The 18,122-nt window shown below is 68.9% G+C and carries 16 protein-coding genes; 15 read left to right on the top strand and 1 reads right to left on the bottom strand.

Annotated features, from left to right (window positions below; translation table 11 throughout):
- Positions 1–11: 11 nt before the first annotated feature.
- On the top strand, positions 12–575 hold the full coding sequence (gene efp, locus AC1DHX_RS10080) for an elongation factor P (RefSeq protein WP_018773146.1): 564 nt from the start codon (positions 12–14) through the stop codon (positions 573–575).
- Positions 575–985 (top strand): transcription antitermination factor NusB, encoded by a 411-nt coding sequence (gene nusB, locus AC1DHX_RS10075; RefSeq protein ID WP_018773145.1) that lies wholly within the window; start codon positions 575–577, stop codon positions 983–985. The genes efp and nusB overlap by 1 nt, the downstream gene beginning before the upstream one ends.
- Positions 986–1,088: 103 nt before the next feature.
- On the opposite strand, the gene AC1DHX_RS10070 is transcribed toward nusB, so the two are convergent.
- Positions 1,089–2,363: a PrsW family intramembrane metalloprotease gene (locus AC1DHX_RS10070; RefSeq protein ID WP_476858422.1), complete on the bottom strand. Its 1,275-nt coding sequence runs from the start codon at positions 2,361–2,363 to the stop codon at positions 1,089–1,091.
- Between the two features lie 136 nt (positions 2,364–2,499).
- Here AC1DHX_RS10070 and pyrR point away from each other — a divergent pair, with 136 nt between their 5' ends.
- The 13 genes from pyrR to AC1DHX_RS10005 all read left to right on the top strand — a co-directional run bounded on the left by pyrR (position 2,500) and on the right by AC1DHX_RS10005 (position 18,085).
- Positions 2,500–3,126, top strand: a complete 627-nt coding sequence (gene pyrR / locus AC1DHX_RS10065) for a bifunctional pyr operon transcriptional regulator/uracil phosphoribosyltransferase PyrR (protein ID WP_476858423.1) — start codon at positions 2,500–2,502, stop codon at positions 3,124–3,126.
- A complete protein-coding gene (locus tag AC1DHX_RS10060; RefSeq protein ID WP_476858424.1) occupies positions 3,123–4,211 on the top strand; it encodes an aspartate carbamoyltransferase catalytic subunit in 1,089 nt (362 codons plus the stop codon). Before pyrR ends, AC1DHX_RS10060 begins: the two co-directional genes overlap by 4 nt.
- The gene (locus AC1DHX_RS10055; RefSeq protein WP_476858425.1) at positions 4,211–5,599 is read left to right on the top strand and encodes a dihydroorotase; all 1,389 of its coding nucleotides are present in this window, start codon (positions 4,211–4,213) and stop codon (positions 5,597–5,599) included. The genes AC1DHX_RS10060 and AC1DHX_RS10055 overlap by 1 nt, the downstream gene beginning before the upstream one ends.
- Entirely contained in the window at positions 5,596–6,117 is a 522-nt protein-coding gene (locus tag AC1DHX_RS10050) for a PH-like domain-containing protein (RefSeq protein ID WP_476857076.1), read from the top strand. Before AC1DHX_RS10055 ends, AC1DHX_RS10050 begins: the two co-directional genes overlap by 4 nt.
- Positions 6,118–6,154: 37 nt before the next feature.
- Entirely contained in the window at positions 6,155–7,414 is a 1,260-nt protein-coding gene (carA, locus tag AC1DHX_RS10045; RefSeq protein WP_476857075.1) for a glutamine-hydrolyzing carbamoyl-phosphate synthase small subunit, read from the top strand.
- Positions 7,414–10,713, top strand: coding sequence for a carbamoyl-phosphate synthase large subunit (gene carB / locus AC1DHX_RS10040; protein ID WP_476858426.1), 3,300 nt, complete (start codon positions 7,414–7,416; stop codon positions 10,711–10,713). The genes carA and carB overlap by 1 nt, the downstream gene beginning before the upstream one ends.
- Positions 10,706–11,572, top strand: coding sequence for an orotidine-5'-phosphate decarboxylase (pyrF, locus tag AC1DHX_RS10035; RefSeq protein ID WP_476849295.1), 867 nt, complete (start codon positions 10,706–10,708; stop codon positions 11,570–11,572). The genes carB and pyrF overlap by 8 nt, the downstream gene beginning before the upstream one ends.
- A 188-nt stretch (positions 11,573–11,760) precedes the next feature.
- A complete protein-coding gene (gene mihF, locus AC1DHX_RS10030; RefSeq protein WP_223916673.1) occupies positions 11,761–12,078 on the top strand; it encodes an integration host factor, actinobacterial type in 318 nt (105 codons plus the stop codon).
- Positions 12,079–12,118: 40 nt separating this feature from the next.
- Positions 12,119–12,691 (top strand): guanylate kinase, encoded by a 573-nt coding sequence (gene gmk / locus AC1DHX_RS10025; RefSeq protein WP_476858427.1) that lies wholly within the window; start codon positions 12,119–12,121, stop codon positions 12,689–12,691.
- A gap of 39 nt (positions 12,692–12,730) precedes the next feature.
- Complete coding sequence (gene rpoZ / locus AC1DHX_RS10020) at positions 12,731–12,991, top strand: DNA-directed RNA polymerase subunit omega (protein WP_018773134.1); 261 nt, start codon at positions 12,731–12,733, stop codon at positions 12,989–12,991.
- A gap of 52 nt (positions 12,992–13,043) precedes the next feature.
- Complete coding sequence (locus AC1DHX_RS10015) at positions 13,044–14,372, top strand: bifunctional phosphopantothenoylcysteine decarboxylase/phosphopantothenate synthase (RefSeq protein ID WP_476858428.1); 1,329 nt, start codon at positions 13,044–13,046, stop codon at positions 14,370–14,372.
- A 77-nt stretch (positions 14,373–14,449) separates the two neighbouring features.
- Complete coding sequence (gene metK, locus AC1DHX_RS10010; protein ID WP_028276457.1) at positions 14,450–15,685, top strand: methionine adenosyltransferase; 1,236 nt, start codon at positions 14,450–14,452, stop codon at positions 15,683–15,685.
- Between the two features lie 180 nt (positions 15,686–15,865).
- A complete protein-coding gene (locus AC1DHX_RS10005) occupies positions 15,866–18,085 on the top strand; it encodes a primosomal protein N' (RefSeq protein ID WP_476858429.1) in 2,220 nt (739 codons plus the stop codon).
- The last annotated feature ends 37 nt before the right edge of the window (positions 18,086–18,122 follow it).

The raw sequence follows: 18,122 nt of genomic DNA, 5'->3' as shown, positions 1-18,122 counted from the left end.
AAGAGGATACAGTGGCAACCACTAACGACATCAAGAACGGAACCGTCCTTAAGCTCGAGGGCCAGCTTTGGAACATCATCGAGTTCCAGCACGTCAAGCCCGGCAAGGGTGGCGCGTTCGTGCGCACCAAGATGCGCAACGTGATGTCCGGCAAGGTCGTCGACAAGACCTTCAACGCCGGACTGAAGATTGAGACCGCCACGGTGGACCGCCGCGACTACCAGTACCTGTACCAGGACGGCGCCGACTTCGTCTTCATGGACACCTCGGACTTCGACCAGCTCACCGTCTCGGCCGCCACCGTCGGCGACGCCACCAACTTCATGCTCGAGAACCAGATGGTCAACATCGCCATCCACGAAGGCAACCCGCTCTACATCGAGCTGCCCCCGAGCGTCGTCCTCGAGATCACCTACACCGAGCCGGGCCTGCAGGGCGACCGCTCCTCGGCCGGCACCAAGCCCGCCACCCTCGAAACCGGGTACGAGATCCAGGTGCCGCTGTTCGTCGAGAACAACACCAAGGTCAAGGTCGACACCCGCGACGGCAGCTACCTCGGCCGGGTCAACGACTAGTGAGTGCGCGCGGTAAGGCCCGGAACCGGGCCCTCGATGTGCTCTTTGAGGCCGAGCAGCGCTCAGCCTCCGCGTTCGACGTGCTGAAGTCCCGCCGCGAGCAGACAGACCAGATCGTCAACCCCTACACCCTCGAAATCGTCGAAGGCGTGGTCTCGCACCAGGTGGCCATCGACGAATTCCTGGAGACCTATTCGCAGGGCTGGACCCTGGAGCGCATGCCCTCCGTGGACCGCATCATCCTGCGGATCGGCACGTGGGAACTGCTCTACAACGACGACGTCCCGGACGGCGTGGCGGTCAGCGAGGCTGTGGCCTTGGCCAAGACGCTCTCCACCGACGAGTCGCCGTCGTTCATCAACGGCCTGCTGGGCCGGCTGCAGCAGCTCAAGCCCTCGCTGCTGGCGTAAGCTCTCAGTGCCCCGAAGAACCCCGGCCAGGACATCCTGGCCGGGGTTCTTTCTTTTCCCCGGGTGCCCACGCTGGGCTGGCCCCACTGGGTTCCAACTGTCCCTAACCGACGACGGCGGCCCGGAGCGCGGCGATCCCGGCGAGCTGGTGCTGCTCATCGCGCTGGTGTGCCGGCACGTCCCGGCCGCTGAGGATCCGTTGCCGGGTGAGGGCGAGCTGGGTGGCGGCATCGAGCAGCGCCTTCATCTGCACGCCCCGCCCGGTGGACCTGGCCCAGCGCAGCGCGGAACGGCGCCCGGCGGCTGTGGCCAGCATGTCGACCTCGGCCGCGGTAAACCATCCCGCGGCCGCGTATTCCGTCAGCCGCTGGCGCGTGAGCCTGCGCTCAGCCACCCGCAGCAGCACGATCACCAGCACCGCCAGCAGGAAGATCGGCACCTGCACCATCACGTACCGGCCCAGGAAGTCCCGGCCCATGCTGTTCCAGGCGCTGTGCAAAAGCATCGCGGGGACGAGGCCGCCGAAGAACGCCAGCACGGACAGCCCGGTGTTCCCGCGGCCGGCGGCGAAGCCCATCACCAGACCGGTCGTACCCGTGAAAATGGCGTGGGCGAAGGGTGAGAGGACCCCGCGGAGAAAGAAGACCACCGCGAGGTCCGTGCCGGGATCGCTGGATTCGGCGATGGCGCGGCCGAAGTAGAGGATGTTCTCGGTAAACGCGAAGCCCGCCGCGATTGTGAAGGCGAACACCACACCGTCGACCGGTCCGTTGAAGTGTTTCGGGGCAAAGAGCACGAGCAACAGCAGTCCCAGGGACTTGGCGAATTCCTCCACCACCGGCGCCTGGACCGTCACTGCGAACGTCGTATAGTCCAGTCCCGAGGCGGGCCCGGCCACCAGTGAGAAATAGGGCTGGATCAGCATCGTCACCGCGATCGAGACGACGGCTCCCCAGGCAAACGCGAAAAGCAGCAGGGGTTTCGGCTCAGGTTCCCAGCGGTCGATGAAGCGCACCGTCAGCAACACGGTCCCCAGGGGAACCAGCGAGGCCACGAAACCAACGGCAAAGCCGGTGATTCCGGTCCTTTCCAGCAGGAAGGGCACCACCAGGAAGAGGCAGAGGAACGCCAGGAATCCGCCGGCCATCACCAGGCCAAAAACACCGGAACCGCGGCCGTTCTTCCAGCCCGGGCTGCCTCCCGCCGGCCCGGCGGGAGGCAGTGCCGGCTGCAACTGACCGCCGTCGTTGGCAGGGGCCCGCTGGTAGTTCGCGGGCTGGACACGCCCCAGCCACGTCGGGTTGGCCTGCCGGGGCAGCTGTCCCTGGCGGGGGCCGCCAGGGTGCTCATGCCCCGGCCGCGGTCCGTTCATCGTCATGGAACCGAGCCTATGTCCGTGTGAGGTTAAACGCATTCCGGCGGCGACGGGGCAGCAGTGCCGTTGTGGTAATTTGAAAGAGCAAATAATCCTTTTTTAATTCCGTCCCGTGAGGCGGGGAAAGGGGAGACGAGCTTTGACTTCCGTGCCTTCAGCACCGGGTCCGGCGCAGGTGGTGCTCACCAGGGTTGTCCTCAACCAGGCTGACATCGACCGCGCGCTCACTCGTATCGCCCATGAAATTCTTGAGGCCAACAAGGGCTCCCAGGACCTCGTCCTGCTGGGCATCCCGCGCCGGGGATATCCCCTCGCCGTCCGCCTCGCCGCCAAGATCGCCGCCGCGGATCCCACCGTGGACGCCGCGGCCATTGTCGGCCAACTCGACGTCACGATGTTCCGCGACGACCTCTCGCACCAGCCCACCAGGCCGCCGTACCCCACCCAGCTGCCGCGCACGGGCATCGACAACAAAGTTGTGGTGCTGATCGACGACGTCCTCTATTCCGGGCGCACCATCCGGGCAGCACTGGACGCCATCATCGACCTCGGCCGGCCGCGGATTGTCCGCCTCGCCGTGCTGATCGACCGCGGCCACCGGGAACTGCCCATCCGCGCCGACCATGTCGGCAAGAACCTGCCTACCTCCTCATCGGAGAAGGTCCGGGTCCGGCTCGAGGAAACCGATTCTGCCGGAGGCGGGGCAACAGACGGCGCCCCCGACGGCGTCCCCGTCGATGAAGTCGTCATCGAGGCCACCGCATGAGGCACCTGCTCTCCACCGAAGACCTGAGCCTGCACAACGCCATCCGCATCCTGGACACCGCCGAGGAAATGGCTGCGGTGGGGGAGCGCGAGGTCAAAAAGCTCCCGGCCCTGCGGGGGCGCACCGTGGTCAACCTCTTCTTCGAGGACTCCACCCGCACCCGGATCTCCTTCGAAGCCGCCGCCAAGCGGCTCTCCGCCGACGTCATCAACTTCGCCGCGAAGGGCTCGTCCGTCTCCAAGGGCGAGTCGCTGAAGGACACCGCCCAGACGCTCGCCGCGATGGGCGCCGACGCCGTCGTCATCCGGCACTGGGCCTCCGGCGCCCCGCACCGGCTCGCCGCGACCGACTGGATCGACGCCGCCGTCATCAACGCCGGCGACGGCACCCACGAACACCCCACCCAGGCGTTGCTGGACGCGTTCACGATGCGCCGGCACTGGTCGAAGCTGGCCGGCACGCCGTCGGCCGGCGCCGACCTCAAAGGCATGCGCGTCGCCATCGCCGGTGACGTCCTGCACTCGCGCGTTGCCCGCTCCAACGTCTGGCTGCTGCGCACCCTCGGCGCCGAGGTCACCCTCGTCGCGCCGCCCACGCTGCTCCCCATCGGCGTCGAAAAATGGCCGTGCGCCGTCAGCTTCGACCTCGACGAGACCCTCGCCCAAGGCGTGGACGCCATGATGATGCTCCGCGTCCAGGGCGAACGGATGAATGCCTCCTTCTTCCCCACCACCCGCGAATACTCGCGGCGCTGGGGCTTCGACGACAACCGGCTCCGTGCCCTCGACAGCCTGGGGCTCAAGGACACCATCATCATGCACCCCGGTCCCATGAACCGCGGGCTGGAAATCTCCGCGGCCGCGGCCGACTCGCCCCGCTCCACCGTGCTGGCGCAGGTGCGCAACGGCGTGTCGGTCCGGATGGCGGCACTGTACCTGCTCCTGTCCGGGGAGAACCGCGAGCCGGCCGCCGCACCAGTTTCTGCCACTGCCTCTGCGGCCGCGTCCGCGGCCGCGTCCGCGGCCGCGTCCGCGGCGCACGCCGCCATTCCGAACCTCACTTATTCCCACCAGGAGAGCCACTGATGGCCGATCAGCACCAGAACGCAGACAACAGCGGCGCCTACCTCATCCGGGGGGCCTCGATCCTGGGCGGAGCAGCCGAGGACCTCCTGATCCGGGCCGGCGTGATCGCCGCCCGCGGCCGCCAGCTGGACGCCGAAGGCGCCGGGGTGCGGGACGCAACAGTAATCGACGCCGCGGGCCTTGTCGCGCTCCCGGGCATGGTGGACATCCACACCCACCTGCGCGAACCCGGCCGCGAAGACGCCGAAACCGTCGAAACCGGCACCCGCGCCGCCGCCCTGGGCGGCTACACGGCCGTGCACGCCATGGCCAACAGCACCCCGGTGGCGGACACCGCCGGCGTCGTGGAGCAAGTCCTCACCCTTGGCCGGACCGCCGGCTGGGTGGACGTCCGTCCGGTGGGGGCAGTCACCGTGGGCCTCGCGGGGGAGCAGCTCGCCGAGCTCGGCGCCATGGCCGACTCCCGCGCCCACGTCCGCGTGTTCTCCGACGACGGCATCTGCGTCCACGATCCGGTGCTGATGCGCCGCGCGCTCGAATACGTCAAGGCGTTCGACGGCGTCGTGGCCCAGCACGCGCAGGAACCCCGACTCACCGCCGGCGCCCAGATGAACGAGGGCGAGGTCTCCGCCGTCCTCGGCCTGGCCGGCTGGCCGGCCGTCGCCGAAGAGAGCATCATCGCCCGGGACGTGCTGCTGGCCCAGCACGTCGGGTCCCGCCTGCACGTCTGCCACGTCTCCACGGCCGGGTCCGTGGAGATCATCCGCTGGGCCAAGTCCCGCGGCGTCAACGTCACGGCCGAGGTCACCCCGCACCACCTCTGGCTCACGGATGAGCTCGCCCGCAGCTACGACCCCGTCTACAAGGTCAACCCGCCGCTGCGCACGGACGCCGATGTCCAGGCCCTCCGGGCCGCCCTGGCCGATGGCACGATCGACGTCGTCGGCACCGACCACGCCCCGCACCCGAGCGAACACAAGGAATGCGAGTGGGCGCAGGCGGCCATGGGCATGACCGGGCTGGAAACCGCGCTCTCCGTGGTCCAGCACACCATGATCGAAACAGGCCTGATGGGCTGGGAGGATTTTGCCCGCGTGACCTCCACGGCGCCGGCCGCCATCGGCCGGGTCCAGGACCAGGGCCGCCCGCTCGAGGCCGGGGAGCCTGCCAACGTCATACTCGTGGACCCGGCTGCGCGCTGGACCGTGGACCCTTCTAAGATGGCAACCATGGGCCGTAACTCTCCGTTTGCCGGCCGGGAACTGCCGGGGAAGGTAGTGGCGACGTTCTTCAAGGGCCACCCGACCGTTCTCGACGGAAAACTCAACACCCCGTACCGGTGGCCGGCCGAAGCGGTCGACGCAGGACCGGCGGGCCGCCGCCCGTGAGTGTCAAGGACCTCTCCCTGCTCTTCACGCTCGTCCTGATTGGCGTCGCGCTTGCCCTCATCGCCGTCGGCTGGCGTAACCGCCTGCGCCGCCAGTCCGACGTCGAGCCCCTCCCCGAGGTTCCCGCCGAACTCGGCGCCCCGCTGGCCGCCGCCGACGGCCAGTACGTCGCCTCCACCACCGCCGGCGACTGGCTGGACCGGATCGCCGTGCACAATCTGGGCATCCGCACCAACGCCAAGCTCTCCGTGCACCCCGAAGGCGTGCTGTTCGAGCGCGCGGGCGCCGGCCCGGTGTTCATCCCGACCGGATGCCTGACCGGTGTGCGGCAGGAAAGCGGCATGGCCGGAAAGTTCGTGGAAAAGGACGGCCTGCTGGTGCTCAGCTGGATGCTCGGTTCCCACGAACTCGACACCGGCTACAGGACGCGCCGCGCCGAGGACAAGGCCGTGCTCCTCACCACCCTCCAAGATTTGATCTCCGCAGCCCCTCAGGCAGAAGCCGATAGTGGAAAGTAACGACGTGACGGAATCCAACGAAGTGACAGAAACAGCAGTGTCAGAAAAAACAGTGACAGAAGAATCAGTGCCAGCTAACCCCACTGCACCCGCAGCAGCATCCACCCCCGCGGTCCTCGTGCTCGAGGACGGCCGGATTTTCCGCGGCACCAGCTACGGCGCCACCGGAACGGCCCTCGGCGAGGCAGTCTTCGCGACCGGCATGACCGGCTACCAGGAGACCATCACCGACCCCTCCTACGCCCGCCAGCTCGTGGTCCAGACCGCGCCGCACATTGGCAACACCGGCGTCAACACCGACGACGCCGAGTCCCGCCGCATCTGGGTGGCCGGCTACATCGTCCGCGACGCCGCGCGCCGGCCCTCCAACTGGCGTTCCGAACGCCCCCTCGACGACGAGCTCGTCGAGCAGGGGATCGTCGGCATCCAGGGCGTCGACACCCGCGCCATCACCCGCCACCTGCGCGAACACAAGACCATGCGCGCCGGCATCTTCTCCGGCGACGCCGCCCGCGCCACGGACAAGGAACTCGTCGACGCTGTCCTGGCCAGCGCGCCGATGGAAGGCTCACGGCTCGCCGAGGAAGTCAGCGTGGACGCCGCCTACACGGTGGAGCCCAAGGACTTCGGCTGGGACGGCGAGCCGCGGTTCAGCATTGCCGCCATCGATTTGGGCATCAAGCGCATGACCCCCGTACGGTTCGCCGAGCGCGGGGTCCGGGTGCACGTGCTGCCCGCCACGGCAACCCTCGCCGACGTCCAGGCTGTCAACCCGGACGGCTTCTTCATGTCCAACGGCCCCGGCGACCCCGCCACCGCGGACAACCAAGTGGCGCTGCTGCGCTCCGTGCTCGATGAGAAGATCCCGTACTTCGGCATCTGCTTCGGCAACCAGATCCTCGGCCGGGCCCTCGGGTTCGGCACCTACAAGCTCCGCTACGGCCACCGCGGCCTGAACCAGCCCGTGATGGACCGCCGCACCGGCAAGGTCGAAATCACTTCGCAGAACCACGGCTTCGCCGTCGACGCCCCGCTCAACGGCGCCACCCAGGCCCCCGAGGAGCGCTTCGGCCGGGTCGAGGTCAGCCACGTGAGCCTCAACGACGACGTCGTCGAGGGGCTGTCCTGCCTCGACATTCCGGCCTTCTCCGTGCAGTACCACCCCGAAGCGGCCGCCGGCCCGCACGACGCCGCCTACCTCTTCGACCGCTTCATCGAGCTGATGGCGGACGCTTCTTCAAAGACAGAGACCGGCACAAAGACTGCCACCGATTCCAAGACTGGGGACACGAAGTAATGCCCAAGAGAACTGACCTCAAGAGCGTCATGGTCATCGGGTCCGGCCCGATCGTGATCGGCCAGGCGGCCGAATTCGATTACTCCGGCACCCAGGCGCTGCGCGTCCTCAAGGAGGAAGGCCTGCGGGTCATCCTCGTCAACTCCAACCCGGCCACCATCATGACGGACCCCGAGTTCGCTGACGCGACCTACATCGAACCGATCACCCCCGAAGTGGTGGAGAAAATCATCGCCAAGGAGCGCCCCGACGCGCTCCTGCCGACCCTCGGCGGCCAGACGGCCCTCAACACGGCCATCGCGCTGGACAAGAACGGCGTCCTGGAGAAGTACAACGTCGAGCTGATCGGCGCCAATATCGCCGCGATTGAGCTGGGCGAGGACCGCGAGAAGTTCAAGGGCGTCGTCGAGCGCTGCGGCGCCGAGTCGGCCCGCAGCCACATCATCCACACCATGGACGAGGCTCTCGCCGCGGCCGGTGACCTCGGTTACCCGATGGTCGTCCGGCCCTCCTTCACCATGGGCGGCCTGGGCTCCGGGCTGGCCTACGACGAGGGGGACCTGCGCCGGATTGTCGGCCAGGGCCTGCAGTACAGCCCCACGTCCGAGGTGCTGCTCGAAGAGAGCATCCTCGGCTGGAAGGAGTACGAGCTCGAGATGATGCGCGACAAGAACGACAACGTCGTGGTGGTCTGCTCCATCGAGAACTTCGACCCCGTGGGCGTCCACACCGGCGACTCCATCACCGTCGCCCCCGCCCTGACCCTCACCGACCGCGAATACCAGCGGCTGCGCGACATCTCCATCGCCGTCATCCGCGAAGTCGGCGTCGACACCGGCGGCTGCAACATCCAGTTCGCCGTCGAGCCGGACACCGGCCGCGTCGTCGTGATCGAAATGAACCCCCGCGTCTCCCGTTCCTCCGCCCTCGCGTCCAAGGCCACCGGCTTCGCGATCGCCAAGATCGCCACCAAGCTGTCCCTCGGCTACACCCTGGACGAGATCCCGAACGACATCACCCAGAAGACCCCGGCGTCCTTCGAACCGACGCTGGACTACGTGGTGGTGAAGGTCCCGCGCTTCGCGTTCGAGAAGTTCCCGGCGGCGGACCCCACCCTGACCACCACCATGAAGTCGGTGGGCGAGGCCATGGCCATGGGCCGGAACTTCACCGAGGCGCTGCAGAAGGCCTTGCGCTCCCTGGAGCAGAAGGGCTCCCAGCTGGACTTCAGCCACGTCCCGGAATGGGAAGTCGCGGAGCTGATCGAGAAGTCCAAGCGTCCCACCACCGAGCGCCTGCACCAGGTGCAGCGCGCCATGCTCGGCGGCGCCACCGTGGAACAGCTCTTCGAGGCGACCAAGATCGACCCCTGGTACCTGGACCAGCTCCAGCTGCTGAACGAGATCTCGCTCGAAATCCGCCAGGCCGCGGCGCTGACGCCGGAGATGCTGACCCGCGCCAAGCGCCACGGCTTCTCCGACGAACAGATCGGTGCGCTGACCCACAACTCCGAGGACGTAGTCCGCGGGGTCCGGCAGGCCCTGGGCATCCGTCCCGTCTACAAGACCGTGGACACCTGCGCGGCCGAGTTCGCCGCCTACACCCCGTACCACTACTCCTCCTATGACGAGGAGGACGAGGTTGCGCTGCACGCCAAGCCGTCCATCATCATCCTCGGGTCCGGCCCCAACCGGATCGGCCAGGGCATCGAGTTCGACTACTCCTGCGTGCACGCCTCGATGGCGCTGCGCAAGGCCGGCTACGAGACCGTGATGGTCAACTGCAACCCGGAAACCGTCTCCACCGACTACGACGTCTCCACCCGGCTCTACTTCGAGCCGCTCACCCTGGAGGACGTCCTCGAGGTCATCGCGGCCGAGGAGCGCACCGGCGGGGTCATGGGCGTCTTCGTCCAGCTCGGCGGCCAGACCCCGCTCAAGCTCGCCCAGCAGCTCGCCGACGCCGGCGTGCCGATCCTCGGCACCTCGCCGGAGGCCATCGACCTCGCCGAACACCGCGGGGCCTTCTCCCGCGTCCTCGACAAGGCCGGGCTCGTCTCGCCGAAGAACGGCACCGCCGTGTCCTTCGAGGACGCCAAGAAGATCGCCGACGAGATCGGCTACCCGGTCCTGGTCCGGCCCTCCTACGTCCTCGGCGGACGCGGCATGGAGATCGTCTACGACGAGCCCAACCTCTCCCGCTACATCGCCAACGCCACCGAGATCACCCCCGACCACCCGGTGCTGATCGACCGCTTCCTCGAGGACGCCGTCGAGATTGACGTCGATGCCCTCTACGACGGCACGGAGATGTACCTCGGCGGCATCATGGAACACATCGAGGAGGCCGGCATCCACTCCGGCGACTCGGCCTGCGTCCTGCCGCCCATCACCCTGGGCGGCAACGTACTGGAACGGGTGCGCACCGCCACCCTGGCGATCGCCGAGGGCGTGGGCGTCCGCGGCCTGATCAACATCCAGTTCGCCCTGGCCTCCGACGTGCTCTACGTCCTCGAAGCCAACCCGCGCGCGTCCCGCACCGTCCCGTTCGTCTCCAAGGCCACGGGTGTCCAGATGGCGAAAGCCGCTGCCCTGATCGGCACCGGCGTCACCATCAACCAGCTCCGCAGCGCCTACAAGATGCTGCCGGAGAGCGGCGACGGCTCCACCCTGCCGCTGGACGCGCCGGTCTCGGTCAAGGAAGCCGTGCTGCCGTTCAGCCGCTTCCGCACCCCGGAGGGCAAGGTGGTCGACTCCCTGCTCGGCCCGGAAATGCGCTCCACGGGCGAGGTCATGGGCATCGACAAGCACTTCGACACGGCCTTCGCCAAGAGCCAGGCGGCCGCGAACAACGCCCTGCCCACCGAGGGCAAGATCTTCGTCTCGGTGGCCAACCGGGACAAGCGCTCGGTCATCATGGGCGTCAAGCGGCTCTCGGACCTCGGCTTCGAGATCGTCTCCACCGGCGGCACAGCCGACGTGCTCCGCCGCAACGGGATCCAGGCCACCCCGGTCCGGAAGGTCGCCGAAGGCTCCAGCGCCGAAGGCGAAGGCACCATCGCCGACCTCATCATCGCCGGCGAGATCGACATGGTCTTCAACACCCCCTCCGGCGGCGAGGCCCGCAGCGACGGCTACGAACTCCGTGCCGCCGCGACCTCGATCGGGATCCCGTGCATCACCACCGTGGCCGAGTTCAACGCGGCCGTCCAGGCCATCGAGGCGCTGCGCACCTACGAATGGTCGGTCACGAGCCTGCAGGAACACGCCGCGAACCTGAAGGCGCTCCAGGATGCCTGAGGCATCCACCGCCCCGGCGGCCGGCCGGGAGACCTTCGGCTCCCGGCTGGGGCGGGCCATGGCGGACCGCGGCCCGCTGTGCGTCGGCATCGACCCGCACCCGGCGCTGCTGCAGCGCTGGGGGCTCACTGACGACGCCGCCGGGCTGGAACGCTTCTCGCTGACCGTGCTGGAGGCCGTGGGCTCCCTCGCTGCCGCGGTGAAACCGCAGGTGGCCCTGTACGAGCGTCACGGATCGGCTGGAATCGCCGTGCTCGAACGCACCCTGGCCGCGGCGGCGGAAGCGTCCGTGCTGACCATCGCGGACGCCAAACGCGGCGACATCGGCTCCACCATGGCCGCCTACGCGGATGCCTGGCTGCGGGACGGCTCGGCCCTGGCCGCGGATTCGGTGACGTTGAGCCCGTACCTGGGCTTTGAGTCGCTCCGGCCCGCCCTGGACCTGGCGGCCGGGACCGGCCGCGGGGTGTTCGTCCTCGCGCTGACCTCGAACCCGGAGGGCGCCTCGGTCCAGCACGTCGGCGGGGCCGATTCCGTCGCGCGGCGGATCACGGAAGCGGCCGCGGTGGAGAACCAGCGCTATGACGGTTCGCTCGGTTCCGTGGGCCTGGTGGTCGGTGCCACGGTGGGCTCGGCCCTCGCCGCACTTGATATCGATCTGGCGGCGGTCCGTGGGCCCATCCTGGCCCCCGGGCTGGGCGCTCAGGGCGCCACGGCCGCGGACCTGCGCCGCACGTTCGGTGCGGCCTATCCCCAGGTTCTGGGCACGTCGAGCCGGGAGATTCTCGGCGCCGGACCGCAGCTGCAGTCCCTCCGGGATGCCGCGCGGCGCACCCTCGACGGACTCCTCGCGGCTTAGCTGCAGCCGCCTCGCCGGCCCGGGACCGGAGCTGCCGGACCCGGGCCGGGGGCTGTCCCGTGCGGGATTGTGCTTTTCCCGTTCCCGAACTGGCCGGCGCGCAGATTTCCATTGATTTCTGCCGCCGCCTGACGGTAGGTTCGGGGCAAGGGCATGAGTGCCCGTCCCGCCATGCAGGGAGGCCTTCCGTGAGTTTGAGACCACTCACTCCTCAGGAGCGTTCCGACGCCCTTCGCAAGGCCGCTGCCGCAAGGGCCACCAGGGCCGAGGCAAAGGAGCGGCTCAAGACGGGCGAGCTGACCATCGCCAATGTCATCAGTGCCGCCGAATCCGACGACGCCATTGCCCGCATGAGAATTGTGGAGCTGCTCGAGGCCCTGCCCGGGATCGGCCGGGTCCGGGCGGCGGCCATCATGGACCAGCTCGGCATCGCACAATCCCGACGGGTCCGCGGCCTGGGAATCCACCAGCGCCGGGCGCTGGTAGATTTTATTGACGACAAGTAGCCCGGTCCGCCGAGCTGCCCACCACCGCCCAAAGGAATATGTGAGCAAGAAACCGGGACTGACAGTCCTCGCCGGCCCGACGGCTGTTGGCAAAGGCACCGTGTCCACCTACATCCGGGACAACTACCCCGGCGTCTGGCTCTCCGTGTCGGCCACCACGCGCCCGCCGCGGCCGGGGGAGCAGGACGGGATCCACTACTTCTTCAAATCGGCCGAGGAATTCGATTCCCTGGTCGAAAACGGCGACTTGCTCGAGTGGGCCGTCGTCCACGGCCGGAACCGCTACGGCACGCTGCGCAGCACGGTTGACGCCGCCATTGCCGAGGGCCGCTCGGTGCTGCTGGAGATCGATCTGCAGGGCGCCCGGCAGGTCAAGCAGGCCGTCCCGGATGCCCAGTTTGTGTTCCTGGCGCCCCCGAGCTGGGACGAAATGGTCCGCCGGCTGGTCGGCCGCGGCACGGAAAGCGCCGAAGAACAGCAGCAGAGGCTGGAAACCGCTAAACTAGAACTTGCCGCTGAACCGGAGTTCGACCACACCGTCATCAATGATGACGTTCGTCGGGCAGCGGACGAGCTTGTTTCACTCATGGGGCTGACCCCGAACCCGCGCTAGGCGCCGGGACGTACCGGCCCGTTAGAATTTGGAGAATTCGTGTCCACGAACCTTGAAGGCATCATCAACCCGCCGATCGACGAGCTGCTGAAGGCCGCCGACTCGAAGTACGGACTGGTGATTTTTGGTGCCAAGCGCGCACGCCAGATCAACGCGTACTATGCCCAGCTGCATGAGGGCCTGTTTGAGTACGTTGGCCCGCTGGTCGACACCAAGCTGAACGAGAAGTCCCTGTCGATCGCCCTGCGCGAGATCAACGAAGGCAAGCTCGTCTCCACGCCGATCGAAACCGCAGAGTAATTCCCCTCGCGGGAAGAGCCAAATAAACAGACTGCCTGCTGACGGAGATCACGTGCGCATAGTCCTCGGAGTCGGGGGAGGGATTGCCGCCTACAAGGTGGCATCGCTCCTCCGGCTTTTTACTGAAGCCGGGCATGACGTCACGGTCATCCCCACCGAGGCGGCCACCCGCTTCGTCGGCGTCGCCACGTGGGAGGCCCTGTCCGGGCACCCGGTGAGCAACAGCGTGTTCGACGCCGTCCACACGGTCAACCATGTCCGGCTCGGCCACGAGGCCGAACTGATCGTCGTGGCCCCGGCCACGGCCGATCTCCTGGCCCGCGCGGCCACCGGCCAGGCCGATGACCTCCTCACCAACACCCTGCTGATGGCCGGCGACTGCCCGGTGCTCATGGCCCCGGCCATGCACACCGAAATGTGGCAACACCCCGCCACCGAGGCCAACGTCGAAATCCTGCGCAGCCGCGGCGTCACCGTGCTGGAACCCGCGAGCGGGCGGCTGACCGGCGCCGACTCCGGTCCCGGCCGCCTGCCCGAGCCGGAGGCGATCTTCACCGCCGCCATGGCCCTCGCCGGCGCCGAAGCGGCCGCCGCCAACGCTTCCGCAACTTCCGCGGCGATGCCGGCCGTTGACCCGGATGTGGCCACTGCCCTGGCCGCCGTGCCTGCAGCGGCGCAGCCGGCGGTTACGCCGTTGGCCGGACTGACGGTGACCATCAGTGCCGGCGGCACCCGGGAACCGCTGGACCCCGTGCGGTTCCTCGGCAACCGCTCCTCCGGCAAGCAGGGCGTGGCCCTGGCCGCCGCGGCCCGCGACGCCGGAGCCCGCGTCCGGTTGCTGGCCGCCCACATGGAGGTCCCGGCGCCCGCCGGCGTCGAAATCGTCCAGGTCGAAACGGCCCTGGAACTGCGGGAGGCGGCGCTGCACGCGGCCGCCGACTCCGACGTCGTCATCATGGCCGCCGCGGTCGCGGACTTCCGGCCGGCGGACGTCGCCGGGACCAAGATCAAGAAGCGCGACGACGTCGCCGATCCCGTGATCAACCTGGTGCGCAACCCCGACATCCTGCGCGAACTCGTCGAGGTCCGCGACGCCGCGTCCCGGAATCAGCTGATCGTCGGCTTCGCCGCCGAGACGGGCGATGCCGGCGGCGATGTCCTGGACTATGCCCGGGCCAAGCTGCACCGAAAAGCCTGCGACCTGCTGGTCGTCAACCAGGTGGGCCGGGACCTGGTCTTTGGCGAGGACACGAACACAGTAGTCATCCTTTCCCGTGACGGCTCCGAACCCCAAGAGGCGTCGGGTTCCAAATCCGACGTCGCGGCTGCCGTGATCGACCGGATCAGCGCCGAGCTGAGCCGGGCTGTACCGCCGGCGTAGCCCGGCGTAACCAACATCTCCTTAGCACGGGGACACACGCCGCCGGACGTCCGTTATCCAACCAGTAAGGTAGTTGAGTGACTTTACCGCTGCACATCCCCGCCTTCCACGGGTCCACGCCCGCCGCGCTCCGGCTCTTCACGTCCGAGTCGGTGACGGAGGGCCACCCCGACAAGATCTGTGACCAGATCAGCGATGCGATCCTAGACGCACTGCTCGACAAAGACCCCGAGTCCCGGGTAGCCGTGGAGACGCTGGCCACCACCGGGCTGGTCCACGTCGCGGGCGAGGTCACCACCGACGCCTACGTCGAGATTCCCCAGATTGTCCGGGAGACCATTTTGGGCATCGGGTACGATTCTTCGGCCAACGGCTTCGACGGCGCCCGGTGCGGCGTCTCGGTATCCATCGGCCAGCAGTCCAACGACATCGCCGGCGGCGTGTTCAACTCCCTCGAAGCGCGTGAGGGCCGCCAGGAGGACGACTACGACCTCCAGGGAGCCGGCGACCAGGGACTCATGTTCGGCTACGCCAGCGACGAAACGCCGTCCTACATGCCCGTGCCGATCTGGCTCGCGCACCGGCTCTCCGAGCGCCTGACCGAGGTCCGCAAGAACGGCGAACTCGCCTACCTGCGCCCGGACGGCAAGACCCAGGTCACCGTGGGCTACGACGGCGACCGCCCGGTCTCAGTCGAAACCGTCGTCATCTCCAGCCAGCACGCCGAAGGCACCAGCCTGGACCAGCTCCGGGCCGACCTTGCCGAGCACGTGGTGGGGCCGGTCATGGCACTGTCCAACCTGGACACCTCACGGACCCGCAACATCCTCAACCCCGCAGGCGCCTTTGTGATTGGCGGCCCGGTGGGCGACGCCGGCCTCACCGGCCGCAAGATCATCGTCGACACCTACGGCGGCATGGCCCGCCACGGCGGCGGCGCGTTCTCCGGCAAGGACCCGTCGAAGGTGGACCGTTCGGCCGCCTACGCCATGCGCTGGGTCGCCAAGAACGTGGTGGCCGCCGGCCTCGCCAAGCGCGCCGAAATCCAGATCGCCTACGCGATCGGCCAGGCCCGCCCGGTGGGAACCTACGTTGAGACATTCGGAACCGAAACCGTGGACCCGGCCCGCATCAGCGCCGCGATCGCCGAGATCTTCGACCTGCGCCCGCGGGCCATCATCGACGCCCTCGACCTCAAGCGCCCGATCTACGCCAAGACCGCCGCCCACGGTCACTTCGGCCGCGAAGACCCGGACTTCACGTGGGAACGCCTGGACCGGGTGGACGAGCTGAAAGCGTTCTTCAACGCCTAAGGCCCGGCCCACACGGTCCAAAGCCGCCCAGGCGGTTTGTTTTGACAGTGAGTTTGTCAGTCCTGCGTGATGTGCTGTAGCCAGGCCGCCCTCCGGTGGCCTGGCTACAGTGCATTTGGGAATACAGTGCATTTCGGAAACAGTGCATGTGTCGAACGATCCTCAGGGGAGGTGCGAGCCGTGAGTCCCATTCCTGCCGGCGGCGCGCCCGGTGAACCCCAGCAGCTGTCCCTGCTCCAGGGTTTTCCCGCCTCCGCCGCGGAAGCGTCCGGGCCGGCCCTTGCGGCCCACCTGCCAGTGGCGCGGGTGCTCATCGAGTCCTCGCTGCCCCACCTGGACAGGCCTTTCGACTACAGCGTCCCCGACGCCCTCGACGCCGACGCCATGCCCGGAGTCCGGGTCAAGGTCAAATTCAACGGGCAGGAACTGGCCGGATACCTGCTGGAGCGCCGCGCCGGATCCGACGCCGGCCACCCCCTGGTGCCGCTGCACAAGGTGCTCTCCGCCGTCCCGGTCCTGACCCCCGCAGTGGCCGAGCTCGCCGGCCGGATCGCCTCGCGCTACGCCGGAACGGTCAGCGATGTCCTGCGCGTGGCCGTGCCGCCGCGCATGGCCAAGCTGGAAAAGGAATTCGCCCCGGACGGCCGGCTCGATCCCGCGCTGTTCGGCACTGAGACGTTCGGTCTGGCGACCGACGTGTCGCTTCCGTCGCCGGCCGCCGGCAGCATCTGGACCCGGTACCGCAACGGTGCGGCATTCCTCGCCCACCTCGCCGCGGGGGAGTCGCCCCGGGCCGTGCTGACCGCCCTGCAGGGGTACGGGCCCGCCGGCTGGCCGCGGATGATCGCCGAAGCCGTGGCCGCGGTGCGGATCTCCGGCCGCGGCGCCGTCGTCGTGGTGCCCGACTACCGGGACCTTGACCGCGTGGAATCTGCCCTGCTGGAACTGCTTCCCGCCGGCGACGTCGCCCGGCTCACCGCGGACGACGGCCAGACGCCGCGCTACCGCAGCTTCCTGCGCGTGCTCAGCGGCGCCGCCGGGGTCGTCGTGGGCACGCGGTCCGCGGCCTACGCGCCGGTGCCGAACCTCGGGCTCGTCATCTGCTGGGACGACGGCGACGACCTCCACATCGAGCAGCGCTCCCCGTACGCGCACACCCGCGAAGTCCTCCTGCTCCGGGCGGCCCAGGAGGGGGCCGCGTGCCTGCTCGCGGCCCATTCGCGCAGCACCGAAGCGGAGCGGCTGGTCGCCTCGGGCTGGGCCCAGGCCGTGGAAGCGGACCGGGCCGTCGTGCGGCGGACAGTCCCGCGGGTCCTGAACACAGCCGACAGCTACGAACTCGAGCATGACCCGCTCGCCCGGATCGCCCGGCTCCCCGGCGCGGCCTGGCGGGCCGCCAAGGAAGGCCTGGAACGGGGTCCGGTCCTGGTCCAGGTGGCCCGCGCCGGCTACGCCCCCTCGCTGGTGTGCGACACCTGCCGGGAACCGGCCCGCTGCACTGCCTGCAGCGGCCCGCTGGCGATCGCCGGCCCGGCCGGGAGCAGCGCCGTGCCGCAATGCCGCTGGTGCTCGGCCCCGGCCCCGGCCTGGCGCTGCGGCACGTGCAACGGCGCCAGGCTAAGGCGCGGCGCCACGGGAGCCCTCCGCACCGCGGAGGAGCTGGGCCGGGCGTTTCCGGGAAAACCGGTCGTCACCTCATCCGGTGACCAGATCAAGGCCACCGTTGCGGAGACCGCGGCCCTGGTGGTGGCAACTGTCGGCGCCGAACCGGTGGCCTCCGGCGGGTACGCCGCGGCCCTGCTGCTCGACGGCGATTCGCTGCTGCGCCGGGAAAACCTGAGGGCGGGGGAGGACGCGGTCCGCCGCTGGTTCAACGCCGCGGCCCTGGTGCGGCCCGCTTCCGAGGGCGGCCTGGTGGTCATCACCGCCGACGACGCCGCCGGGGTTGGCGCCCTGCTGCGCTGGGATCCCGCCGGGTACGCCAGCCGGGAACTGGCACTGCGGCAGGAGCTGCAGCTGCCGCCCGCCGTGCGGGTCGCCTCCGTCACCGGCGGCAGGACCGCCGTCGGCCATTTCACGGATGCCATTCAGCAGCGGCTGGCGGCGCAGGGAACCGTCCTCCGGACGGCCGGGCCCGCGCCGGTCATTCTGCCGGCGGCCGCGGGGGCAGGCCGCACGCCGCCGCAGGATGCTGCGACGCGGGATACTGTGCCCCGGGATGCTGTGCCCCGGGATGCTGTGCCCCGGGACTCCGGCCAGGAGGTCCGGACCCTGCTGTTCATCCCCTACGCCCAGGCCGCGGCTGCCACGGCCGTCATGCGGGCCGTCAAGGCGGCGGCCGCAGCCAAACGCAGCGACGACCCGGTGCAACTGCGCCTGGACGGCGTCGACGTCCTGTAGGACCCTCCATTGCGTCTCCGCGGCTCACATGGCCCCA

The organism is Arthrobacter sp. 05N33_2 (genome assembly GCF_056397425.1).
The sequence above is the reverse complement of the archived record's forward strand: the minus strand, read 5'-3'. Positions and strand labels throughout refer to the sequence as shown.